Here is a 24,017-nt window from a genome sequence, read left to right on the forward strand (position 1 = left end):
AAAGTCGCAACCCCGTTAAACCTTTCGGCAGGACCGTTCAAGTCAACCTTGGGGCCAGAGGATGCCCCGGTTTTCCGGCTTTTGAAACGCAAATGATGCAGATCAAGTTTCGACCAGGCCCGTGGACGCGCCGCTGGCGGCGGAATCGCTGCGACCGTGCGGCAGAGCGAGGTACGAATCCGATCCCATCTCGATGATGCGCGACACGGTGCGCGCGAATTCGCGCGCCTCGACGCCTTCCTCGGAACGATAGATCGCGGACGGCTCGGCCGCCGCCGAGGCCATCAGTTTCACCTTGTTGTCGTAAAGCGCATCGATCAACGAAATGAAGCGCTTGGCGGGGTTACGCTCCTCGAATTCCATCACCGGCACATGGTCGATCAGGACCGTGTGGTAGTCGCGCGCGATGCGTAAATAATCCGGAGGCCCGAGCGGGCGCTCGCACAAATCCTCGAAGGTGAATCGCGCGACGCCATGCGCGGAATGATCGATGTGCAGCACGCGGCCTTTCAGCGCGATGTCGCGCGGCGGCGCATCCTTGCTGCCGGTGAGCTTGAGCCAGGCGGCATCGAGCTTCGCCGCGGCTGTTTTATCATCCGGTACCAGCCACATTTTAATGCCGGAGAGTTTTTCCATCCGGTAGTCGGTGCGCGCATCGAGCCGCAGCACCTCCATCCGTTCCTCGATGTCGGCGATGAAGGGCAGGAACAGCGCACGGTTGAGGCCGCCCTTGTAGAGATCTTCCGGCGCCACGTTCGAGGTCGCGACGATCACGGTGCCAAGCTCGAACAGCCGCGCGAACAGCCGTCCCAGGATCATCGCATCGGCGATGTCGGTGACGTGGAATTCGTCGAAGCACAACAGCCACGCTTCCTCGAAGATCGAGTTCGCGGTGAGATGGATCGGATCGGCATCGGCGATCTCGCGCCCGGCGATCTTCTGCCGGAAATTGAAGATGCGGTCGTGCACATCGCTCATGAATTCATGGAAGTGCGAACGGCGCTTGTAGATCACCGTGCTGCTCTGGAAAAACAGATCCATCAGCATGGTCTTGCCGCGGCCGACTTCGCCGTGGATGTACAGCCCGCGCGGCGGCGGCGTGCCCTCGGCGAACAATCGTCCGAACAGACCCTGCTTGCGCGGCTTGTAGCGGTCGAGATGCTCCTCGAGCGTTTCAAGTTTTGAAACAGCCTCGGCCTGCGCGGCATCGGGCTCGATGGCGCGCGAAGCGATGAGCTGCTCGTAACGGGCGCGCAGCGATGGCGGCGAGGAAACATCCATGCCCGCAACCGGCCCCACCGCAACAAAAAATGCAACCGCTACGGAGGTCGAACGCCGCGTTATAAAACGGAATATCGTCTCTGGAGGCCGCGATCCGTGTCATGAGACGAAAACGCGTATGTATCCTCGATCACATACGGCCCGCCGCCGACGGAGGCGCGCGAGGAAAACAGCACGAAGCGCGAGGCGATGAATGTCTTCGCCGGGAAATAGCCCCGCACCGAGAGATAATCGGCCACATCGCGGCTCGACGCATCGCGCAGCCGCGCCAGCGTGACATGAGGAATGAATTTCCGGCCCTCGGGATCAAGCCCGAAGCGGCGCATCAGCCGTTCGAGTTCCGCCTGCAACTCCATCAGGGGGCGGCTCGGCGCGATGCAGGCGACCACCGCGCGCGGCTTCTTGCCGCCGAAGCTGGAGAGCCCCTGCACCGTGATCTCGAACGGTTTGCGGTCGACACGCTCCAGCGTGTTCGCGATCTCGCGCGCGACATAGTCGTCGATGTCGCCGATGAAGCGCAGCGTGACGTGATAATTTTCGGGATCGATCCAGCGGCCGCCGGGAAGGCCGCCACGCAGCATCGACAACGATTGGGAAATGTCGGGCGGGATCTCAAGTCCAGTGAATAAGCGAGGCATCGCACTCCCTCGACGCTGTGCCCCGTGCTGGTCTGCCGCCATTGCTGGCGAGAGCAGCCGGGTGCGAATCACTCACCCGAATCAATTGCCGCATTTGTAACGCAGCTACATGACGATGCGAAGCGAGCCGGTGGACAGTTTCGAGGCATCCACCTCACAACGCCGCCCGCACCGGCGGCAATGTCTTCACGAATGCCTCTACGGAAGGCAGAATGCGTTGCACGATCACGTCGACGCCCGCCGCCGTGGGATGCAGGCCGTCGGCCTGCTTCAGCGCCGCATTGTCAGCCACGCCATCGAGAAAGAACGGATAGAGGGCCACGCCGTATTTTGTCGCGAGGTCGGGATAGATGCTGTTGAACGCCTTGCCGTAGGGCTCGCCGAGATTCGGAGCGGCATACATGCCGCACAACAGAACCTTGATGCCGCGCGCCTTCAGGCGTTGAATAATTTGGTCGAGCGCCGCGCGCGTCACCCTGGGCTCAATGCCGCGCAGCATGTCGTTGGCGCCGAGTTCGACGATCACCGCCTGCGTGCCCTGCGGAATCGACCAGTCGAGCCGGTCGCGGCCGCCCGACGCGGTGTCGCCCGAGACGCCTGCATTGACGATCTCCGCCGCGATGCCCTTCTCCTTCAACGCCTGTTGCAGACGCACGGGAAACGCCGCCGAGGCCGGCAGGCCATAACCAGCGGTGAGGGAATCCCCGAGCACCGCGAGCTTCAAGGGCGCGGGATTCGCCGTTTGCGCCATCGCGACACCCCCAAAGCCGGCGAGAACAAACGCCATCGTGAGCAAAAACATCCGCGTGAGCCTCTCGACCCCGGCGATGGAACCCCCATATGGCAAACGCATGGATACTCGCACCGCACCCTCGCAAACGGTCCTCACGGACCAATCCGTTATTTCACTCTCCGGCATCGACCTCTCCCTCGGGCGAGGCGCTGCGAAAGTGCACATCCTCAAGGGGATCGATCTTCGCGTCGGCGCCGGCGAGACCGTCGGGCTGATCGGGCCTTCAGGTTCCGGCAAATCGACGCTGCTCATGGTCATGGCCGGACTGGAGCGGCCCGATGCGGGAGAGGTGGTGATTCAGGGCACCTCTTTCAACGGCCTCGATGAGGACGGCCTCGCACGGTTTCGTGGCCGCGAGATCGGCATCGTGTTTCAGTCCTTCCACCTGATCCCGACCATGACCGCGCTGGAGAACGTCGCGGTGCCGCTCGAACTCGCGGGCAAAACTGATGCGACCGAACGCGCCACGCGCGAATTGCAGGCGGTCGGACTCGGCGAGCGGCTGCATCATTATCCAGCGCAACTCTCCGGCGGCGAACAGCAGCGCGTTGCATTGGCCCGCGCGCTCGCGCCCGATCCCGCGATCCTGCTCGCGGACGAGCCGACCGGCAATCTGGATGAAGCGACCGGCCAGCAGATCGTCGATCTGTTGTTCGCGATGCACGCGGCCCACGACACCACGCTGGTGCTGGTGACGCACGACGCTTCACTGGCGCGGCGCTGTGGGCGCACCGTGAAGCTGCGCTCGGGCCGCATCGATGGGTAGCGGTTTATCCCTCGCGCTGCGCTTTGCGTTGCGCGAATGGCGCGGCGGCTTGCGCGGCTTTTATGTCTTCATCGCCTGCATCGCGCTCGGCGTGTTCGCCATCGCAGGCGTCGGCTCGATCTCCGCAAGCCTGAGCGACGGACTGAGCCGTCAGGCGCGCGTGCTGCTCGGCGGCGATGTCACCTTCGCGTTGTCCCAGCGCGAGGCGAACGCGCAGGAATTATCCTTCCTCCATCGACAGGGCGAGGTGTCGCGCGTCGCCACGCTGCGCGGCATGGCCCGCACCGCCCATGACGATTTCACGCTGATCGACATCAAGGCGGTGGACAACCATCATCCGCTGCTCGGCGAACTGACGCTCGATCCCGCGATGCCGCTCGCGGACATCTTCGCCCAGCGTGACGGCATGTATGGCGCGGCGGTCGATCCGGTGCTGCTGGCACGATTGAACCTGAAAGTCGGCGATACCGTCAGCGTCGGCCAAACCAATTTCAAGATCTGCAGCAGCCTGACCGCCGAACCCGACAAGCTGCTTGGCGGCATCAGCATCGGACCGCGTTTTCTCATCGGCCTTGATGCGTTGCAGGCCACGGGATTGTTGCAACCCGGCGCGCTGGTGCGCTGGACCTATCGCGTCAGGCTCGCCAATCCAGGCGAGGCGGCGGTGACGCAATTGACCGACCGCGCGCGGCAGCAGTTCCCGCAAGCCGGATGGGAAATCCGCAACTCGCTCAACGCCTCACCGCAACTTGAACGCAACGTCTCGCGCTTCACCCAGTTCCTGACGCTGGTCGGGCTGGCCGCGCTCCTGATCGGCGGCATCGGCGTCGTCAACGCGGTGCGAAGCCATCTGGAGCGCAAGCGCGACGTGATCGCGACCTACAAGGTGCTCGGCGCGAGTGCTGCGATGGTGTTCGCGATCTATCTCATCCAGGTGCTGCTACTGGCACTGCTCGGCTCGCTGATCGGCGCGGCGCTGGGCGCGGCGCTGCCTTACATCGCGGTCGCATTGTTCGGCCATCTGCTGCCGCTGCCGATCGCGGCGAACTTGCATCCCGGCACGCTCGCGCTGGCGCTCGGCTACGGCGTATTCGGAGCGCTCGCCTTCGCGCTGTGGCCGCTCGGGCGCGTGCGGGACATTCCCGCCGCCGTGTTGTTCCGCGCCGAGGTCTCGGGCGAGATGCCGCGCGCGCGCCTGCGCCAGTTCATCGCGCCCGCGGCTGCCATCGCGCTGCTCGCGGCGGCGGCCGTCCTGCTCGCCTATGACAAAAAGATCGCGGCGATCTTCGTCGGCGTGAGCCTTGCCGTATTCCTGCTGCTGCGCGTCGTCGCATGGCTCACGATGGCGGTCGCTCGGCGCGTGCCGCGTCCGCGCAACACCATGCTGCGGCTCGCGCTCACGAACATCCATCGCCCCGGTGCCCTCACGCCCTCGGTGGTGCTGTCGCTCGGCCTCGGCCTCGCCGCCCTCGTCACGGTGACGCAGATCGACGCCAACCTGCGCCGCCAGTTCAGCGCGGCGCTGCCCGAGCGCGCGCCGTCATTCTACTTTCTCGATATTCCCTCGGCGCAATCGGCGGAGTTCAGCCGGTTCGTCGGCGGCCTCGCGCCCGACGCCAAAGTTGAAGTGGTGCCGATGCTGCGCGGACGGATCACCGCGGTGAAGGGTGTTCCGGCCGAACAGCTCAAGCCGTCATCGGACGCCGAGTGGGTTTTGCAAAGCGATCGCGGCATCAGCTACGCCGACAAAGTGCCGGAGGGCTCCAAGATCGTCGCGGGCCACTGGTGGGCCCCGGACTACAACGGCACGCCGCTGGTCTCGCTGGAGCAGAAGATCGCCGACGGGCTCAGCCTGCACCTTGGCGACGAGATCACCGTCAATGTGCTTGGGCGCAACATCACCGCGACGGTCGGCAACCTGCGCAGCGTCGATTGGCAGAACCTCGGGATCAACTTCGTGCTGGTGTTTTCTCCAAATACCTTCGCCGGCGCGCCCCACACCGACCTTGCCACCCTGACCGCGAACCTCTCCACCCCGGCCGATGACGCAAATGTTATCCGGGAGGTCGCCCACGCTTTCCCCTCCATCACCAGCGTACGGGTGCGCGACGCGCTCAAGAGCATCGGCGACATCGTGACCAACCTGACCCTCGCGATCCGGGGCGCAAGCCTCGTGACCCTGATGGCCGCCCTGCTGGTTCTGGGCGGGGCGCTGGCGGCAGGCCACCGCCACCGGGTCTATGACGCCGTGATCCTGAAAACGCTGGGCGCGGTCAGGCGCCAGCTCATCGGGGCTTATGCCGCTGAATACGCCCTGATTGGGCTTGCCACAGCGGTATTCGGGGTCGCGGCGGGGTCGGTTGCCGCCTGGCAGATCGTGACCCGGCTGATGCACCTCAGCTTCACCTGGGAGGCGGCCAACGCAGCCCTGGTGGCCGCCGCCGCCCTGGCATTAACCATCGGCCTCGGCCTGATCGGGACGTTCATGGCCCTGCGGTTGAAACCGGCCGCGGTTCTGCGCAATCTCTAGCATCTGCAATGCATTAAAAAGCTGCAATGACAGATATTTTGCGACATTCAGCCGCGCGGAACGACTTGCGTGTGATGTGTTATTCTCCCACATACGGAGCAGGTCCGGATTCGCGATAAAGCGTCGAATGATGCTTCAACGGCCGGAGACAGATTTTCCCGCCGTCATCTCCCGGTAGGTGGCGGTCAACCAAGAGGTTTCGACAATGTCGGACTCGGATCGTAACTACGCCTCGCCGTTCGGCCATGTTGCCGGGCGGGTGGACGCGGCTGCCGTAGACGCCGGCCTGCGCGCGTACATGCTCAAGATCTACAACTACATGACGATCGGCCTCGCCATCACCGGCCTCGCCGCGCTCGGCGTGTACATGGGCGCCGTCACCACCGACAGCGCCGCTGCCGTTGGCCGGGTCGGCAACACCATGCTGACCTCGTTCGGCGTCGCGATGTTCGTGAGCCCGCTGAAGTGGGTCTTCATCTTCGCGCCGCTGGTGATGGTGTTCGCCATCTCCTTCGGCATCAACCGCCTGCGGCCGCAGACCGCGCAGATGCTGTTCTGGGCGTTCTCGGCGCTGATGGGCGTCTCGCTGTCGTCGATCTTCCTTGTCTACACGCACACCTCGATCGTGCGCGTGTTCTTCATCACGGCGGCGGCATTCGGCGCGTTGAGCCTCTACGGCTACACCACCAAGCGCGACATGACCGGCATGGGCTCGTTCCTGATCATGGGCCTGTTCGGCGTCATCATCGCCAGCATCGTCAACATCTTCGTGGCGAGCTCGATGTTGCAGTTCATCGTCTCGATCGTCGGCGTGCTGGTGTTCGCGGGCCTCACCGCCTGGGACACCCAGCGGCTGAAGAACGACTACATCTACGGTTATGGCGCGATGGGCGGCGACGTCGCCGAACGCGCCGCCATCACCGGCGCGCTGTCGCTCTACCTGAACTTCATCAACCTGTTCACGCTGCTGTTGCAGCTTCTGGGACAGCGCGATTAAGCAAGGCGGCAGCCTTCCAGCGATCAAGCCCCGGCGCACCCCGCCGGGGCTTTTGTTTTGGCGCTTTTTGCAGCTTTCGTTTTGAGCCGCGCAAATTTATGGTCGCGCCATGAGCGACTTCACCATCCGCCCCGCCACCGCCGCCGACATTCCCGCCATCACTGCGATCTACGCTTTCGAGGTCCGCGAGAAGACCGCGAGCTTCGAGATGACGCCGCCCGACGAAGCCGAGATGATGCGCCGCTTTGCGGCCATTACCGGCGGCGGCTTTCCCTATCTTGTCGCCGATGTCGGCGGGCATGTCGCGGGCTACGCCTATGCCGGGCCCTACCGGCCGCGCCCCGCCTATCGCTACACGGTGGAGAATTCGGTCTATCTCGATCCGGCCTATTACCGGCGCGGGATCGGCCGCGCACTGCTCGATGAGCTGATCGCGCAATGCACCGCGCACGGTTATCGCCAGATGATCGCGGTGATCGGCGACTCGGCCAACGCCGCCTCGATCGGCCTGCACCGAAGCGCGGGCTTCGCCATGATCGGCACACATCCGAATGTCGGATTTAAGTTCGGGCGCTGGCTCGACTCCGTGCAGATGCAGCTTGCGCTCGGCGACGGCGGCGCGACGACGCCGGCGCGCTGAAATTCCGCAGCATTCACCCCCGCTTCTTGCAGAAGTGTTCGTAGAGAACCTTCATGACCGCGCGCGCAGCCGGATGGGCAAGGACGTAATAGAGTTTGCGATGGTCGCGGCGCGACGCGACAATGCCCTCCGTCTTCAGCTTCGCCAGATGTTGCGACATCGAGCTTTGCGCGATGCCCGTGGTCTCGATCAGATCGGTCACATTGCGCTCGCCCTGCGACAGCGCGCACAGGATCAGAAGCCGATCCGGATTGGACAGGCCCTTCAGAAAATCCGCAGCCGCATCCGCCTTGGGCGGCATTTCGTCGATGAGACCCATCGATCTCCTCTTTACATATTATGTTTTTCTAATATTATAAAAACATGAATTGTCAATAAGGGAACGTGTGATGGCGAAGGATTACAAAGCGATCACCCAGGATATTTCCGAGTATACCCGCGAACTCGCCAAGCTCAGCCCCGACGTCATGAAGGCGTTCTATGCCCTCGCCAGAAGCGCCAGCGCCGACGGCGCGATCGGCAAGAAAACCAAGGAGCTGATCGCGCTTTCCATCGGCGTCACACAGCGCTGCGATGGCTGCATCGGCTTCCACGCGAAGGCGCTGCATGAACTCGGCGCAAGCCGCGAGGAAGTGGCCGAAGCGATGGCGATGTGCGTCTACATGGGCGGCGGGCCGGCGCTGATGTATGCGGCGAACGCGCTGCGCGCCTATGACGAACTCGCGGCTGCGTGAAGTTCACACCAGCGCCAGCTTGCGGTCGATCACCAGCAGCACGCGCTCGAGCTCGTGGCCACGCCGCAGAATCTGGCCACTCGCCGAGACCACGCTGTAGGCACCCTGCTTGCGGGCGAGGCGCGGGTCCTTTTCGATCCGGTAGATCGGCACTTCCGAGGAGCGGCGAAAGATCGAGAACACCGCCCGGTCCTTCAGGAAGTCGATCGCATAGTCCCGCCACTCGCCATCCGCGACCATGCGCCCATAAAGATTGAGGATGCGGTTGAGCTCAATGCGGTTGAAAGTGACCGCTGCGGGCGGCGCACCCCAGCCGCGCTCCGATGCCCGATGATCTTCACCGTCCAAATCGCCAGAGCCGAGCCCCATTCCCATCTCCGTGTCATCGGCATGACATGATCGGCCGCGCCGGGCTGCTTCGCAAGCCCCAATTCGCCTCACTCCGCTCTCACGGCATCGTTAGAAAAAATCATAATGCCGCCCGATTTCCGCCCCCCGGCCGCCGCCAGGGCTTGAGAGGCTTCGTGCGTTGGTTGACCCGGTCCTTTCGGCACCGGATTCCTCAGCCCCCAGCCCCCCGGGGTCGTCAGGATCGGGTCTATTTTCTTGGTTTCTTCCTCACCTGTGATTGGTCTCCGATCCGGGAAACGACTCAAGGGCCGCTTTCACGGCCCTTTTATTTTGCCTGAACGAATCGCACAGCCTTTCGCCCGCATGGCTTCACGCCCGCGCGGCAATGGCCTTGCGGCTATGGGGGATCAATTGGCCAGCGAGGTATAGGCCGCCCCTAACATCGGGCCCGGCCTGTCACGGGTGCCATCCTGCACATAGGCGACAGCGGCATCGACGCCTTCACGCGAGATGTTCTCCAGCGGCACCGACCACGTATTCGCCGTGCCGTCCCAGTCGCCGACCTTGAGGACGTTGCGGACGACATTGTGATAGACGATCTGGTGGCCGCTATTCTCGCCACGGCCGATCGTGATTGGAACCGCTTTCGACACCGCGCAGATCCACACTTCGGCGTAATGACCGGCGGATGCCGCCACCGAGACGTTCAGGTAGTGGCCTTCCCTGGAGAGTTTCACCGGCACGCTCATGATGCCATGCTCGCCGTGGCTCTTTTCGATCGCCGTCTCGATGCCCTTGCGGTCGCTGCCGAGCACATGCCTCACGCCGTTGACCACCACTTGCGGCGTATAGACGTCGCGATCGCCGCGCACCGCGGAATAGGCTTTCTGCCGCGCAGAGAAACGCGAATCAGCCAGCGTGTCCTTCCAGCCGAGATAATCCCAGTAATCGATCGGCAGGCTGAGTGCGATCAGCGAAGGGTCCTTCGTGAATTCGCCGAGCAGCTTGTCGGCGGGCGGGCAGGACGAGCATCCCTGCGAGGTGAACAATTCCACCACCCCACGCGGATCGCCGGCGGCGGCGGGATTTGCCATCAGCAGCGTGCCGAGGATCACCGCGGCTCCGGCGCACAATGATGCGCGCCGGAAGGCCAGTGTGGCGATGGGCTCGAAAGACGTCACCTGCAATCCTCAAACGAAGCGGCGATACCGCTGCAAATTCGCCTCGTCTTAGGCTTTCTTGCAGGGCACTCGCCACTCACGTCGCGGTGAGCCACTTCACAGTTCGTTGTGTGCCGTAAAGGCATCACGCCGCAGCGAGATTGCGCAGAACGTACTGAAGAATGCCGCCGTTGCGATAATACTCGAGTTCGTCGAGCGTATCGATGCGGCAAAGCAGCGGAACCTCCTGTTTGGAGCCATTGCTCGAAACGATCTCCGCCACGAGCTTCTGACGCGGCTTGAGATCGCCCGCGAGGCCGCGGATCGATACCTGCTCGTCGCCCTTGAGACCGATCGAAGCCCACGATGCGCCATCCTCGAAGGTCAGCGGCAGCACGCCCATGCCGACGAGGTTGGAGCGATGGATGCGCTCGAAGCTCTGGGTGATGACCGCGCGCACGCCCAACAGACGCGTGCCCTTGGCGGCCCAGTCGCGCGAGGAGCCGTTGCCGTATTCCGCGCCCGCGAACACCACCAGCGGCACGTTCTCCTGCTGGTACTTCATCGCGGCCTCAAAGATCGACATCTGCTCGCCGTCCGGCCAGTGCCTGGTCAGGCCGCCTTCCGGAATGTTGCCGTCAGCGCCCTTCAGCATCATGTTCTTGATGCGGATGTTGGCGAAGGTGCCGCGCATCATCACTTCATGGTTGCCGCGGCGCGTGCCGTACTGGTTGAAGTCGGCCGGGCGCACCTGATGCTCGGACAGATACTTGCCGGCAGGCGAGGTCAGCTTGATCGAGCCCGCGGGCGAGATGTGGTCGGTGGTGATCTTGTCGCCGAACATCGCCAGGATGCGTGCGTTGACGATATCGGTGGTCGGCTCCGGCTTCATCTTCATGCCTTCGAAGTAAGGCGGATTCTGCACGTAGGTGGAACTCATGCTCCAGCGATAGGTGTCGCTCGCCGTGGTCTTGATCTTGCGCCAGTTGGTGTCGCCCTTGAACACGTCGGCGTATTTCTTCTTGAAGATCGTCGAGGTGACGAACTTCCTGATGAAGGCGTTGACCTCCTTCGTCGTCGGCCAGATGTCCTTGAGATACACCGGCTTGCCATCCTTGCCGGTGCCGATCGGATCGACGGCGAGATTCTTCGTCACCGTACCGGCCAGCGCATGGGCGACGACCAGCGGCGGCGAGGCGAGATAATTCGCCTGCACGTCCGGCGAGACGCGGCCCTCGAAATTGCGGTTACCCGACAGCACCGCCGAGGCGATGATGCCGTTGTCGTTGATCGACTTGGAAATGTCCTCCGGTAGCGGGCCGGAATTGCCGATGCAGGTGGTGCAGCCGAAGCCGACAAGGTTGAAGCCGACCGCGTCGAGATCCTTCTGCAAGCCGGAATTGGCGAGATATTCCGCGACAACCTGGCTGCCCGGCGCAAGCGAGGTCTTCACCCACGGCTTCGCCTTCAGGCCCTTGGCCGCCGCCTTGCGCGCGAGCAAACCCGCCGCCATCAGCACGCTCGGATTCGAGGTGTTGGTGCAGGAGGTGATCGCCGCGATCACGACATCGCCATGGCCGAGATCGAACTTGCGTCCATCGACCGGGAAGCGCGCATTCTCTTCGGGCTTCTTGTATTCGTTCGCCATCGCGACGGAGAAACCTTCCGCCACCGCAGGCAACGCGACGCGCCCCTCCGGCCGCTTCGGGCCGGCGAGAGACGGCACGACGTCCTTGAGATCGAGCACGAGCTTTTCGGTGAACACCGGATCGGCCGAGGCCGCGGTGCGGAACAGGCCCTGCGCCTTGGCGTATTTCTCGACCAACGCCACGCGATCGGCCTTGCGGCCCGAGGTCTTGAGATAATCGAGCGCGGCCTTGTCGACCGGGAAGAAGCCGCAGGTCGCGCCGTATTCCGGCGCCATGTTGCCGATGGTCGCCTTGTCCGCGACCGAGAGATGGTCGAGGCCGGGGCCGTAGAACTCGACGAACTTGCCGACCACGCCCTGCTTGCGCAGCATCTGCGTCACGGTCAGCACCAAGTCGGTGGAAGTCACGCCTTCCTTCAGCTTGCCCTTGAGCTTGAAGCCGACGACGTCGGGCAACAGCATCGACAAAGGCTGGCCGAGCATCGCGGCCTCCGCCTCGATGCCGCCGACGCCCCAGCCGAGCACGGCGAGGCCGTTGACCATGGTGGTATGGGAATCGGTGCCGACCAGCGTGTCGGGATAGGCCACCTCGAAGGTGCCGGTCTTCTTGCCGATGGTGAGTTTTTCCTTCCGCGTCCACACCGTCTGCGCCAGATATTCGAGATTGACCTGATGGCAGATGCCGGTGCCGGGCGGCACAACGGAGAAATTTGAAAATGCCTGCTGGCCCCATTTCAGGAATTCGTAGCGTTCCTGATTCTGCTTGTATTCTTCCTGGACGTTCTTGGCGAAAGCCTTGTTATCGCCGAAGAAGTTGACGATCACCGAGTGATCGATGACCAGATCGACCGGCACCAGCGGGTTGATCTTCTGCGCGTCGCCGCCGAGCGCCTTCATCGCGTTGCGCATCGCCGCGAGATCGACCACGGCGGGAACGCCGGTGAAATCCTGCATCAGCACGCGCGCGGGGCGGAATGCGATTTCATGCTGGAGGGTTTTCTTCCGCGCCCATTTCGAGAAGGCGACGATATCGTCTTTCTTGACGCTGCGGCCATCTTCGTTGCGCAGCATATTTTCCAGGAGCACCTTCATCGAATAAGGTAATCTGGAAATACCTTTCAGGCCGTTCTTCTCAGCTGCCGGGAGGCTATAATAAACGTAGGTCTTGCTTCCGACCTTGAGGGTTTTACGGCTCTTGAAACTGTCGAGGGAGGGCATTAGGCGGGGTCCCGATCTAAAAGGATGACATCACGCAAACACGCTCCGCCGCCTCTAAAGAGGCATCCGCTTTCCACGGTATGGCATTGCGGGCTGCACCAGACGCGGGTTTATAGAATCTTTCCAGACTGCGCGCCACACGACATTGGTCTTTGACTCATGCGGTTCTGTAATAGCGGCGTGTCTGATTTCCCGGATTGTGGAATGGGTTGTTTTTAATGGGGCTCTTCGGCCGAGACATATCGTGTACCAGGGGTGGGCGGACGGTTTTTACCGGCGTGAGCTTCGATGTCGCAGCCGGCGAGGCGCTCGCAATCACCGGCGCGAACGGCGCGGGCAAATCGTCGCTGCTGCGCATCCTCGCGGGGCTTTTGCCGCTCGCCGGCGGATGCATCCAGTATGCGGAAAATATTTCCGAACTGACGCTCGCCGAGCAGACGCACTATCTCGGGCACCGCGATCCCTTCAAGCCCGCGTTGAGCGTGCGTGAAAATCTGACTTTCTGGCAGAGCTATCTCGGCGGCGCGGCAATGGATATCGAGCAAGCCCTGATGTCGGTCGGGCTTGGCGCCATCGGCCATCTGCCCGCGGGCTTCCTGTCGGCGGGGCAGAAACGGCGGCTGTCGATTGCACGTCTTATCGCCGTCAAGCGGCCGATCTGGCTGCTCGACGAGCCCGCGACGGCACTCGATGCCGCAGGACAATCGGCCTTTATCGCCATCATGCAATCGCATCTCGACGGCGGCGGGCTGATCGCGGCCGCAACCCATGTCCCGCTCGGGATCGCCGCTCGTGAATTGCGGCTGGGAGCGCGCGCATGAACGCCTTTCTTGCGTTGATCCAGCGCGACCTGCGGATCTCATGGCGGCTCGGCGGCGGCGGCCTGCTCGGCGTGCTGTTCTTCCTCAGCGTCGTCGTACTGATGCCGTTCGCGCTCGGCCCCGACGTGCCGCTCCTGAAGCGGATCGGCCCCGCCGTGCTGTGGCTCGGCGCCATGCTCGCGAGCCTTTTAACGCTCGACCGCCTGTTCACCGCCGATCAGGATGACGGCTCGCTCGACCTGCTGCTGATGAGCGAGATGCCGCTCGAGATGAGCTGCTTCGCCAAGGGCCTCGCGCACTGGCTCGCCACCGGCCTGCCGCTGATCGTTGCCACGCCGCTGCTCGGCGTGCTGCTCAATCTCGAACCTGAAACCTCATTATTCGTGGCGCTGACGCTGCTCGCCGGCACGCCCGCGCTCACCTTCACCGGCATGATCGGCGCGGCGCTGGCCGTGACCATGCGTCGCGGCGGTCTGCTGCTCGCGGTGCTGGTGCTGCCGCTCTCGATCCCGGTGCTGATCTTCGGCGTCGCGGCCTCCAACGCCGCCATCGCGGAACAGGGCCGGTTCGGCGCACCGTTCTCCATTCTCTGCGCGCTGACGCTCGCGGGCTTCATCATCGGCCCGCTCGCGGCCGCGGCCAGCCTGCGGCAGGGGCTGGACTAGGGGCCGGATTAAATATGATTCAGCCAGCCGCCTTATCGAAGGACCGCATTGCGCGGCTACCGCCGCATCGCTAAAACGCCGCCATGTTCCTCGCCCGGCTCGCCAATCCCTCGCGTTTTATGGCCTTCACCGCCCGCGTCCTGCCATGGCTCGCGGTCGCGACCGTCCTTGTGCTGGCCCTCGGGCTCTACCAGTCATGGACCGCGCCCGACGACTACCAGCAGGGCGCGACCGTGAAGATCATGTTCATCCACGTTCCCAATGCGTGGCTGTCGATGTTCGTCTGGATGGTGATGAGCGTCTCGGCGCTCGGCACGCTGGTGTGGAAGCATCCGCTGGCCGATGTCGCCGCCAAGGCCGCGGCGCCGATCGGCGCATCCTTCACGTTTCTCGCGCTCGCGACCGGCTCGCTCTGGGGCCGCCCGATGTGGGGCACCTACTGGCAGTGGGACGCGCGGCTCACCTCCGTGCTGATCCTGTTCCTAATGTATCTCAGCCTGATCGCGCTGTGGCGCGCGGTGGAGGACCCTATCCGCGCGGCACGCGCCGCCGCCGTGCTGACGCTGGTGGGCGCGATCAATATCCCGATCATCAAGTTTTCCGTGGAGTGGTGGAATACGCTGCATCAGGGCGAATCCGTGTTCCGCATGGGCGGGCCGACGCTCGACCGCGCCTTCCTGATCCCGCTGTTCACGATGGCGATCGCCTTTACCCTGCTGTTCATCACGCTGCATCTCGCCGCGATGCGCAACGAGATCCTGCGGCGGCGGGTACGGACCCTGCAAATGATGCAGGCCGACGGACGCACATCATGAGCACACCTGGGATGAGCACACTTGGCCCCTATGCGGTTTTTATCGGGACCTCCTACGCGCTGGTCGTGCTGGTCGTCGCCGGGCTGATTGCCGCCATCGCTCTGGATTATCGGCGCCAGCAGACCGAACTGCGCCGCCTTGAAGCCAGCGGCGTGACGCGGCGATCCGGCAAGGCTTCCGAACAGACATGACACCCGAACAGAACACACCTCGCGCGCGCCGCTCCTGGCTTCTTGCCCTGCCGCTTCTGGTGTTCTGCGGACTCGCGGTGATGTTCTGGTTTGGCCTTCGCGATGGCGATCCGTCCCGCATTCCCTCGGCCCTGATCGGCCATCCCGCGCCCGTGACGCCGCTGCCGCCGGTTGCGGAATTGACCCGCGACGGCGTGTCCGTTCCCGGCCTCGATCCGGCGGCGTTCAAGCAGCAGGTGACGGTGGTGAATGTGTGGGCATCGTGGTGCGTGCCGTGCCACGACGAAGCGCCGCTGCTGATGAATCTCGCACAGGACAAGCGCATCCGTCTCGTCGGCATCAACTACAAGGACGCGCCCGACAATGCCCGCCGCTTCCTCGGCCGCTACGGCAATCCATTCATGGCGGTCGGCAGCGACGGCAACGGCCGCGCCGCGATCGACTGGGGCGTCTACGGCGTGCCGGAGACTTTCGTGATCGACCGCAAGGGCACGATCGCCTTCAAGCTGATCGGCCCGATCACACCGGACAATCTCGAAACAGTGCTCAAGCCCGAGATCGAAAAGGCGCTTCACTCCGGCGCATAAGTCCTCGGTGCGAGCATTGCGGCATCCGCGGCGCTCAGCAAAAAATTATTTTTGCGATTTATCTGCCGTTCATTTCGAGGCCACAGCGCGGCCATGAATCGTCCGCTCACTCGAAGGCGTTACCAACCCCGTCCCGGAGGACGCTTTCGATGCGATACTTCAAGTCCGTTTCCCTGACTGCCGCCATGCTCGCGCTCGGTCTTCTCACCACGCCTTCGTTCGCGCAATCCATGCAACCGGCGCCCGGCACGACGATGGCGCCGAAAACCGCGCCCGTCTCCACGCCAAAGTCGGACAAGATGGCGCCGAAGGCGGCCGCCCAGAAAGAACTCATCGACATCAACTCGGCGAGCGCCGACGAACTCAAGTCGCTGAAGGGCATCGGCGATGCCTATTCGGCGGCGATCATCAAGAACCGTCCTTACAAGGGCAAGGACGACCTCGTGCACAAGAAGGTCATTCCGGAAAAGACCTATGCCGCGATCAAGGGACATATCATCGCCAAGCAGAAATAACGGCCCCGGCCACCACTCGAAAACACAAAAGCCGCTTCCGGGCCTCCAGAAGCGGCTTTTGCTGCGAATCGAGCCTCGAATCTGGCGGGAAACCTTAAAAACGGGGTGTCATGACAGCTTGAGTCTCGACCGAACCTCGCCTAAAAGTCGGCCCGACCGACGGCCCCGCGCCGGACAATGCCGGAGAGGTGGCAGAGTGGTCGAATGCACCGCACTCGAAATGCGGCATAGGTGCAAGCCTATCGGGGGTTCGAATCCCTCCCTCTCCGCCAGCACTGTAAGAAACTCAATAAAATCAAAAGGCCGTTGATTGTCATAGGCTTTTCGCCACCCGACTGGTACACACGGGTGGTACACATGGCACTTTCGATGGCACGTCCCTGGAAGCATCCTGACAGCGGCTTTTTCTGGTTTCGAAAACGCGTCCCCGACGATCTCAAAGCTATCGTTGGCAAACGCGAAGAGCGCTTCAGTCTAGGTACGCGAGAGCCTCAGGAAGCAAAGCGTCTTCACGCGATCAAGCTCGCTGAGATTGAGGAACGCTGGGCCAATCTACGCCGCGGCAAACGCGCTCTCACCTCTGAAGAAATTGCTCATCAAGCTCATGAGATCGGCAGTGACGTTCGACGTCACTTGAGTGCCAATCCGCATCAAACACTTCTATGGGACATCGAGGTCGGTGCGAGCCTTTGGGCCAAGCCCACCATTTTTTCCCTTGATGTGATGCAGCCTCTTCCTAAAGAGCTGGCAGCGAAGATGGATCAGCGCTCGCTATGCTTCGACCTCGTTGACGAGCGCCTTAAAGCTGCTGGCCTTTCGGCAGAAGCAGGCGATCGGCAACGCATTGCTGAAGCTACCTCAATGGAATTGCAGCGGGTTGCCCAAGAGCATCACGCCTATCTTCGAGGTTTATCGCTACCCAACCCGCCATCCGCGCTCGGGATCATCTCGCCCGTTGCAGCGGCCGCCCCACTGCCCTTTGAAGAAGTTATCAAGGGCTGGCTTAGCGAAAAGAAGCCCATCAAAAAGACTGAGTATGTTTGGCGACGGGTGATGAAGGAGCTGTCCGAACATCTCGGGCATGATGATGTCCGCCGGATTCGCAGTGAAGACCTCATCAGCTGGAAAGCAGCCCTTCTTGCGAAGGGTCTCAAGGCAAAAACTATACGTGATGGAAAGCTCGCGCCTGTTCGGGCTATCCTGCAATGGGCAACAGATAACCGAAAAATTCCTGTCAATCCCGGCACCCGTGTCAACATCGACCTAAAAGCCCGCTCTTCTGAAAAGCGTCGTGGCTACAATGACGATGAAGCAAAGATCATTTTGAGCGCCGCCCGAAAAGAAAAAGAACCTTACCGACGATGGGCGCCTTGGGTTTGCGCCTACACCGGTGCACGCATTGCGGAAGTCTGTCAGCTCCGGCGCGAAGACATTCGCAAAATCGATGGAATTTATTGCATCGCTTTCGCTGCCGAGGCGGGATCGCTCAAAAACGTAAACTCTGAGCGCGTCGTTCCCATACACTCGGCTCTTAAGAGCGAAGGATTTCTAAAGTTCGTCGAGACTGTAAAAAGCGGCCCGCTGTTTTCGGACCTTCTGCCAGATCGGTTCAACAGTCGCGGTGGTACAGGCGCCAAAGCCCTGAGCAAATGGATCCGATTGCTCGGATTGACTGATAAGCGCATTTCACCAAACCATTCGTGGCGCCATAGACTCAAAACCCTGGGAAGACGGCATGGACTCGCCGGAGACATCATGGACGCCATGACGGGGCATGGACGCAAGACTGTAGCGGACACCTATGGCGAATTTCCACCGGAGGCCATGATGCGCGAGTTGTCGAAAATTCCCATCCTGCATCTTCCGAAATAGGAAGCGCATGTCGGCCTTTGACCCAAGGCGAACATTCGATGCTGTTAGTTTGTTGTGCCTTGCCGTATTTGTTGTTTTTATTCACACTCGCCCGCATAGGTAGCTCGACTAATCCTTTCGCGTTCGCCTGCCGATTTTCTTAATCAGGGACGCTCCATGACCGAGGAAGAAGTCTACGAAGCGCGCTCTCGAATATTTGGCGGTTTACCGCCGGATATCTTTCGCATTTTTTCTGGCGAGGCGCGTTGGTTCTACGCCGACCTTCTGGAGCACATAGACCGCGATGTTTTCGGAGACGTTCCAGGCGTCGTCTCTCGACAAGAGATGACTCAGGCGATTCGGGAATTTATCGACCGTCAGGGGCGCAGTGTCCAACTAGATGATGAAGCTCCGTATGCAACAGCCGAGTCCGCAGATGCCAAGGCCATCGTCGCGTACCGGCGGCTTCTCGACACGGGGTGGCTAACCGAATTTCGGGACCGTTACCGCCGGGTTGTCGATATGAATGCTAACGGACGCCTCATTCTGACAACCCTACTCGAGATAAAAGCAGGACGAACGCGCTCCTATGGCGGTGAGGTCTTGCAGGTTCTTTTGCAGCTCGAAGGAGCCGATAAAGATCCCGAGAATAGGTCCGAAGCCGTCCGCAACGCTGAGCGGTCAGCCAAGTCCTTCATGCATCACTTGCGCTCGATCTCAAGCGCAATACGGCACATTGAAGAAGAGCTGATCGGCCAGACCGATATGAGGACTCTCTTCCGGAAGTTCTTTGATGATTTCGTCGAGCATTTCTTGATCTCAGATTTCAAGCGACTGAAGAGCACAACCAATCCGTTTCGGTTCCGACGTAAGATCATCGACACAGCGGAGGGCATCCTCGCCAACGAGATAAGGATGGCTGTCCTCTCCGAAGCCTACATCAAGGAGGGGCGCGGCCAGAGTGTTGAAGACGCGTATGCGCTAATTACTCAAGAATTGCGCAATGTAATCTCGGTATTTGATCGTATCGGGGACTATCTCGAAATTATCGAAGCCACGAACCAGCGGCTTGAACGACGAATTTCCAATACTTTGCGATTCATGGATCGCATTGCGGAGACGAAGACCGAACGTGTGATCGAGGCACTATCCAGGCTCGGCGATCTGGTTGGTCCCCCCTCGCTTGAGTTATCCATCCTGCATAACCTTCTTCCAGAACAAGTGGTGATCGGCAGGGAGGACCTCTATCAGCACAAACGTGAGCGGGAAGTGGTAAAACCCCTAAAAATCCGGCGCGAAGCACCAGATCCAGCATTTCTTGCGTATCGTGCGGCGCTTGATGCCTATCGGGGCCGCACGGCAATCACGGCTGCTAAGATGGCGACCTATCTCGAAACCGCGTTTGGCGAACGACAAGAGCTGCAAGCGGCAGACATGCCTCTTTCCTCGCTAGATGATTTCTTCATTTTCGAGCGGCTCCGTACCTTGCAGCAGATCGGCGACGGTGCCCTGACGCGGCGTTACGCGATCGAAATCAAGCCCACACAATTCAAGAATGAGTGGATCTCATGTCCCGATTTTGTCGTTCGTCGTGTGGGAAAGGTAGCGTCGCATGCTGGAGCTTGACGAACTTCGCGATCTTCTTGACGGTCGGCGCGGCAATCCGCCCGTCGAGAAGGCCGATATCGAAACCGCGATTCAGGCGCTCCTTGCCCATCAGATCATTTATCCGGATACAAGCCTGCTTCGGCGAGAAATCTACGACCTCATTCGCCGTCATAACACATTTTTCGAGCGGTACTTCGGTGCGATGGGGGTCGGCATTGTTATCGAGCCGCCGACCGGAATGATCGCGCTGATCCGGGGCCAGAATCGGTACGGCTGGCAATTCTCGCGTCTCAAGAAAGACGAGACGCTTGTCCTGCTTGCGTTGCGCGTCACCTATGACGAAGGTTTGCGCGCTGGTCTTATGGACGAAATCGGTCGGGTTGAGACCAACACCGACGAAATATTCGACCGAATCCGGACGCTCGCTAAGGCTGATCCGCCCGCTGAGTCTCGACTGGAAGAAATCCTGAAGTCGTTGCGGCGACGAGGAGCTGTTCTGTTGCGTGATGCGGACCGTGTCGAGCGGCTTACCCCGGTTACGGTTCTCCCCGGCATAGGCATTCTTGTCGATGATGTCTTCGCCGCCTCTGTTGTAAAGTGGATAGAACTGGGAGCGCCTGACGAGTTCCTTACTTGGAGTGCGCGTGAACGCGACTCATCGGCCGTGCCGAACAAGGCTGGACCGTCCTCGGAACGGCAACGTCTCGATCCAGATGAGGCATCTCCTGATGTATGAGCTCACGCGCCTTTCGTTCCACAATTGGTACGTTTTCGAGGTTCTCGACCTCGATGTGCGCGGCATGATCGCTGTTATTGGACCAACGGGAGCGGGTAAGAGCGCCATCCTCGACGGCGTTCAAGTGGTCATTACAGGCAACAACGGAAATTTCATCGACCTCAATCCTTCTGCCGGCGAGAAAAGCGACCGCACGGTCCTGAGCTATTGCCTTGGCCAAGTGAGTGATTTCGATCGCGGGGCACCCAAGCGTGAGCGGTGTGAGACGATTCTTGCTCTTACGTTTCGCGATACGGTGACGAATGAGCCATTGACCATAGGCCTGCTCCTACACGCAGATCATAACGAGCGAACGGAGTCGGCGCGGGCGCTATTCATCGCGCGGGGCTACGCTTTCTCGTTTGAGGATTTTATCGAGCGCGATGAAGACGGCGACGAGTTCGTTGTGTCCCATGACGAAATCATCGAGCGGCTGAAGAAAAGTCACGGCAAAGCGCTTACGGTGCACGCCCGATCGACGCAATTCGTCGCTGAGTACCTGGCCGCGATGCGGCCGCGTTCATCACCGGATGCGCGCCTCTTTCTGCGTAGCTTTAATAATGCCGTCCTGGCTAGGGAAATCCGTGATCCAACGGATTTTGTGAGACGCTTCGTGCTTGAAGCTGACCCTCTCAATGTTGAACGCATCCGTTCGTCCATTGAGACATGGCGGTCGATGGAAAGACGCGCTGAAGAACTTGAAATGGAAATCAAGGACGTGCGCCTCGTTCGAAGTCGCTTCGCGACATGGGCGAGGCAGACGCTGCAGTCGCAAACGGAAGAATATATTGCGAGTGCCTCGGAGCGCATGCGTCTGGAGTTTGAGATCAGGGAGCTGGAGAAGGAAAAGGAGCGCGCCGACCATGAGAATGCATCGCTTAATCGGCTGATCGTCAACCACAACAGCGTCGTATCGGAGAACCGCGACCAAGTCATCCGCAAGCGGACCATGCTCGCGGGCGGTGAGGGCGCATCAAAGATTCGAGCTATCGAGGTCGAGGAACGGGTTGCAAACGACGATAAAGCTCGCTCCATTGCATCATTCGACAGCGCCATGAATGAATTTCGGCACATCTCTCAGTTTTCGGCGATACGTCAATTCGTGCCGATTGTGCATCATGGTGCCATACAGGCGGCGGCGGAGCTAGTTCGAGCTGCCAGTGAACAGACCACGGAGCGGCTTGTAGCTGAAAGCGAATCCCTGGCGGACATGGCGCGCCGCGCGTTGGCAATTCTAGTGGTCCGTGCATCGCTTGCGCAGCAACGCGATATCCGAATCGCGGAAATAGCCGAGGATCGTCAGCAATTAAATAATCTAGAGCAATCGCTTCGCGGCACGAATGACGGGCGCGCAAGCGTGCTTTCGCCCCATGTGCGGCAATTCATGCATGCTCTGGCGCTGAACGACATTCAAAGCAGCGCTCTTCCAGATGTTGTGGAGATCGCCGACGAATCGTGGGCTCTCGCCTTGGAGATGCTTCTTGGGCCGAACCGCGAGGCGTTGATCGTACCGGAGTTGCAGCTTGAAAGGGCGTTTGACTATCTATGGCGGCACCGTTCTAGCTTGCACGGTTGCCGGATCGTCAATACGCGCAAGACTCGGCGCACCTCAAACCGCTCCCTGCCGCAACGGTCGATTGCAAACGTGTTGCGGACCGACAACATCGACGCGCGTGTTTTTGTCGATACCCAAGTCGGACGCTACGTCCGCGCCGATACCGAACAGGAATTGCAGGGTTCCGATCATGCCGTTATGCGCAACGGCAAGACGACTGCCGCGCTTTCACTGCGGGTATTTAGCGATCTCAGTCCTATTCTTGGAAAGACAGCGCAAACTGCGGCGTTGGCCTCCACGCAAGCTAAATGTGCGCTCCTTCGAACCCAGATCAGCGAGAAGGAACGGGAATTGAAGATGCTCGATAGCGCAGTCACGTACCTCGCGGGACTCGAGCGCAAGGAAGACATCGTATCGCAATTGCGCGAAGCGGCAGAAAACGTCAAGCGGGCCGAAGCGCGGCGAATAGCGCTTCAGAAGGATCGGGAGCAGGTCGAGGATTCCAAGAGCCAAGCCCTTCGTCTGGAGATTGAGCGCATCGAAAAGGAGACTGCCACTTACGAGAAAGAACTAACAGAGTTGCGCGAAAAAGAACGAACAAGCAGTACGCGCTCAATTCGAGCCGGCGAGCGAATCACGGAGCGCCAGGAATCCGTCACGAAGATGTCCATCGCTGCTGAAGAAATCGAGCGAGAACAAGCCACCGATCGCATGACGCAACTGATCGCCTTCGCAGAGGCAGGCGACTTTACGATCGACGAGGCTCGAACGACACTGGGTGTGCAGGTATTTCAGAAGCGCGGTGAAGAGGTGCGATTTCTCGCGGAGCGCCGCGATCAAGCAAGGCAGGCCGCCGACGAGTATGCGCGGCTCGCGCGTGACAACGGTACGCGTGCCCTGCGCGAATTTAGTGAGTACGTCCGGAAGTATATTCAAGGCCCAAGTCCTCTCCCGGAGGATGCCGGCCATGCGGAACATTGCTTCTGGTGCGCCGCGCGGGAGATTCGGCTCGAAGAACATGAACTCCGGCCCCACCGCGAGAAGGTCATTCAGGCCCGTCATGAATTTGAGGCGGCGCTCAAGGAAGACCTGCTCGCCAAAATGTCCGACCGCTTTGAGAAGATAAAGACGCAGCTCGATATTTTGAACAAGCGGCTCGCCGCATATTCATTCGTAGGCCAGAAGTACTCTTTCAAAAGGTATATCTCTGCGGACTTTAAGCCGCTCTACGATCTCGTGAAGCGCATTATCGGAAGCCAGGACGCATCATTTGCGGCGCTAGCGGATAAGGCGAGCACGGCCGATGACGAGATGAAGCGCGCAATGGCGCAAGTGGAGGAGATTGTTACGCGCGATCAGGATACGCGTCGCCTAGAAGACTACCGGAACTATTTCGAGTTCGAACTTTTCCTAGAAAATCAAGCCGGTGAACAACAAGCGTTCTCGAAGTTGGTCGGACTTTTATCGGGAGGGCAGCGGCAGGCACCTTATTATGTAGCCATTGCCGCCAGCATGGTGTCCGTTTACTTCCCCAAAGGCGGACGCGAGGGCAGTACCGAAGGTATGGGTTTGGTTGCCTTTGACGAAGCCTTTAACAAGTTGGATATCGGTAATACGCAGAATCTCATCACACTCTATCGCGATCTCGGGCTCCAACTGGTCATCGCGGCGCCCGAGATTCACCGCGCGACGTTCCTTGAATCGGTGGACTGCATCATTTCCGTGACGCGCATGAGCGGCACGGATCGTGTTGCCGTCGATGCCGAACAGATTGGCCCGAAAGCTCAGGCCGAGATGCAGGCGGTCAATCCGGAGCATCGTGGCGTGGAATGGTTCAGGACGGAGAACGAGCAAGCGACGCAAAAGGCGGCCGAATAA

At 60.9% G+C, this 24,017-nt stretch carries 22 protein-coding genes and 1 tRNA gene; 16 read left to right on the plus strand and 7 right to left on the minus strand.

The window, feature by feature from the left end; all coding sequences use genetic code 11:
* Positions 1 to 102: 102 nt before the first annotated feature.
* The 3 genes from zapE to AFIC_RS15345 form a co-directional block, all read right to left on the minus strand.
* Positions 103 to 1,281 (minus strand): cell division protein ZapE, encoded by a 1,179-nt coding sequence (zapE, locus tag AFIC_RS15335; RefSeq protein ID WP_275247072.1) that lies wholly within the window; start codon positions 1,279 to 1,281, stop codon positions 103 to 105.
* Between the two features lie 59 nt (positions 1,282 to 1,340).
* The gene (gene thpR / locus AFIC_RS15340; RefSeq protein WP_275247073.1) at positions 1,341 to 1,919 is read right to left on the minus strand and encodes an RNA 2',3'-cyclic phosphodiesterase; all 579 of its coding nucleotides are present in this window, start codon (positions 1,917 to 1,919) and stop codon (positions 1,341 to 1,343) included.
* Between the two features lie 154 nt (positions 1,920 to 2,073).
* Positions 2,074 to 2,721 carry an arylesterase gene (locus AFIC_RS15345; RefSeq protein ID WP_420833346.1) on the minus strand — a complete coding sequence of 216 codons (648 nt, stop codon included), beginning with the start codon at positions 2,719 to 2,721 and terminating at the stop codon, positions 2,074 to 2,076.
* Between the two features lie 49 nt (positions 2,722 to 2,770).
* Between AFIC_RS15345 and AFIC_RS15350 the strand changes: the two genes are divergently transcribed.
* The 4 genes from AFIC_RS15350 to AFIC_RS15365 all read left to right on the plus strand — a co-directional run bounded on the left by AFIC_RS15350 (position 2,771) and on the right by AFIC_RS15365 (position 7,645).
* Positions 2,771 to 3,478: an ABC transporter ATP-binding protein gene (locus tag AFIC_RS15350; protein ID WP_275247075.1), complete on the plus strand. Its 708-nt coding sequence runs from the start codon at positions 2,771 to 2,773 to the stop codon at positions 3,476 to 3,478.
* Positions 3,471 to 6,008, plus strand: a complete 2,538-nt coding sequence (locus AFIC_RS15355; protein ID WP_275247076.1) for an ABC transporter permease — start codon at positions 3,471 to 3,473, stop codon at positions 6,006 to 6,008. Before AFIC_RS15350 ends, AFIC_RS15355 begins: the two co-directional genes overlap by 8 nt.
* Positions 6,009 to 6,213: 205 nt before the next feature.
* On the plus strand, positions 6,214 to 7,005 hold the full coding sequence (locus AFIC_RS15360; protein WP_275247077.1) for a Bax inhibitor-1/YccA family protein: 792 nt from the start codon (positions 6,214 to 6,216) through the stop codon (positions 7,003 to 7,005).
* 109 nt (positions 7,006 to 7,114) lie between these two features.
* Entirely contained in the window at positions 7,115 to 7,645 is a 531-nt protein-coding gene (locus AFIC_RS15365; protein ID WP_275247078.1) for a GNAT family N-acetyltransferase, read from the plus strand.
* 13 nt (positions 7,646 to 7,658) lie between these two features.
* On the opposite strand, the gene AFIC_RS15370 is transcribed toward AFIC_RS15365, so the two are convergent.
* The gene (locus AFIC_RS15370) at positions 7,659 to 7,964 is read right to left on the minus strand and encodes an ArsR/SmtB family transcription factor (RefSeq protein WP_275247079.1); all 306 of its coding nucleotides are present in this window, start codon (positions 7,962 to 7,964) and stop codon (positions 7,659 to 7,661) included.
* A gap of 70 nt (positions 7,965 to 8,034) precedes the next feature.
* Between AFIC_RS15370 and AFIC_RS15375 the strand changes: the two genes are divergently transcribed.
* On the plus strand, positions 8,035 to 8,379 hold the full coding sequence (locus tag AFIC_RS15375) for a carboxymuconolactone decarboxylase family protein (RefSeq protein ID WP_275247080.1): 345 nt from the start codon (positions 8,035 to 8,037) through the stop codon (positions 8,377 to 8,379).
* A gap of 3 nt (positions 8,380 to 8,382) precedes the next feature.
* Here the strand turns inward: AFIC_RS15375 and AFIC_RS15380 are convergent, their stop codons facing one another.
* The 3 genes from AFIC_RS15380 to acnA all read right to left on the minus strand — a co-directional run bounded on the left by AFIC_RS15380 (position 8,383) and on the right by acnA (position 12,756).
* The gene (locus AFIC_RS15380; protein ID WP_275247081.1) at positions 8,383 to 8,748 is read right to left on the minus strand and encodes a DUF2794 domain-containing protein; all 366 of its coding nucleotides are present in this window, start codon (positions 8,746 to 8,748) and stop codon (positions 8,383 to 8,385) included.
* Between the two features lie 389 nt (positions 8,749 to 9,137).
* Positions 9,138 to 9,911, minus strand: a complete 774-nt coding sequence (locus tag AFIC_RS15385; protein WP_420833347.1) for a DUF1223 domain-containing protein — start codon at positions 9,909 to 9,911, stop codon at positions 9,138 to 9,140.
* A gap of 124 nt (positions 9,912 to 10,035) precedes the next feature.
* On the minus strand, positions 10,036 to 12,756 hold the full coding sequence (acnA, locus tag AFIC_RS15390) for an aconitate hydratase AcnA (protein WP_275247082.1): 2,721 nt from the start codon (positions 12,754 to 12,756) through the stop codon (positions 10,036 to 10,038).
* A 218-nt stretch (positions 12,757 to 12,974) separates the two neighbouring features.
* On the opposite strand from acnA, the gene ccmA reads away from it, so the two are divergent.
* The 11 genes from ccmA to AFIC_RS15445 all read left to right on the plus strand — a co-directional run bounded on the left by ccmA (position 12,975) and on the right by AFIC_RS15445 (position 24,017).
* Positions 12,975 to 13,577: a heme ABC exporter ATP-binding protein CcmA gene (gene ccmA / locus AFIC_RS15395; protein ID WP_275247083.1), complete on the plus strand. Its 603-nt coding sequence runs from the start codon at positions 12,975 to 12,977 to the stop codon at positions 13,575 to 13,577.
* Positions 13,574 to 14,242, plus strand: a complete 669-nt coding sequence (gene ccmB / locus AFIC_RS15400) for a heme exporter protein CcmB (protein ID WP_275247084.1) — start codon at positions 13,574 to 13,576, stop codon at positions 14,240 to 14,242. Before ccmA ends, ccmB begins: the two co-directional genes overlap by 4 nt.
* A gap of 83 nt (positions 14,243 to 14,325) precedes the next feature.
* Positions 14,326 to 15,057, plus strand: coding sequence for a heme ABC transporter permease (locus tag AFIC_RS15405; protein ID WP_275247085.1), 732 nt, complete (start codon positions 14,326 to 14,328; stop codon positions 15,055 to 15,057).
* 11 nt (positions 15,058 to 15,068) lie between these two features.
* The gene (ccmD, locus tag AFIC_RS15410) at positions 15,069 to 15,248 is read left to right on the plus strand and encodes a heme exporter protein CcmD (protein ID WP_275248757.1); all 180 of its coding nucleotides are present in this window, start codon (positions 15,069 to 15,071) and stop codon (positions 15,246 to 15,248) included.
* Positions 15,245 to 15,835: a DsbE family thiol:disulfide interchange protein gene (locus AFIC_RS15415; RefSeq protein ID WP_275247086.1), complete on the plus strand. Its 591-nt coding sequence runs from the start codon at positions 15,245 to 15,247 to the stop codon at positions 15,833 to 15,835. Before ccmD ends, AFIC_RS15415 begins: the two co-directional genes overlap by 4 nt.
* 149 nt (positions 15,836 to 15,984) lie before the next feature.
* Positions 15,985 to 16,350, plus strand: a complete 366-nt coding sequence (locus AFIC_RS15420; protein ID WP_275247087.1) for a ComEA family DNA-binding protein — start codon at positions 15,985 to 15,987, stop codon at positions 16,348 to 16,350.
* A gap of 182 nt (positions 16,351 to 16,532) precedes the next feature.
* Positions 16,533 to 16,622 (plus strand) — tRNA-Ser (locus AFIC_RS15425).
* 85 nt (positions 16,623 to 16,707) lie between these two features.
* Positions 16,708 to 18,222 carry a site-specific integrase gene (locus AFIC_RS15430; RefSeq protein ID WP_275247088.1) on the plus strand — a complete coding sequence of 505 codons (1,515 nt, stop codon included), beginning with the start codon at positions 16,708 to 16,710 and terminating at the stop codon, positions 18,220 to 18,222.
* Positions 18,223 to 18,378: 156 nt separating this feature from the next.
* Positions 18,379 to 19,827: a Wadjet anti-phage system protein JetA family protein gene (locus AFIC_RS15435; protein ID WP_275247089.1), complete on the plus strand. Its 1,449-nt coding sequence runs from the start codon at positions 18,379 to 18,381 to the stop codon at positions 19,825 to 19,827.
* A complete protein-coding gene (locus AFIC_RS15440) occupies positions 19,814 to 20,545 on the plus strand; it encodes a DUF4194 domain-containing protein (RefSeq protein WP_275247090.1) in 732 nt (243 codons plus the stop codon). Before AFIC_RS15435 ends, AFIC_RS15440 begins: the two co-directional genes overlap by 14 nt.
* Positions 20,538 to 24,017: an SbcC/MukB-like Walker B domain-containing protein gene (locus AFIC_RS15445; RefSeq protein ID WP_275247091.1), complete on the plus strand. Its 3,480-nt coding sequence runs from the start codon at positions 20,538 to 20,540 to the stop codon at positions 24,015 to 24,017. Before AFIC_RS15440 ends, AFIC_RS15445 begins: the two co-directional genes overlap by 8 nt.

The sequence above is a fragment of the [Pseudomonas] carboxydohydrogena genome, assembly GCF_029030725.1.
GTDB classification, from domain to species: Bacteria; Pseudomonadota; Alphaproteobacteria; order Rhizobiales; family Xanthobacteraceae; genus Afipia; species Afipia carboxydohydrogena.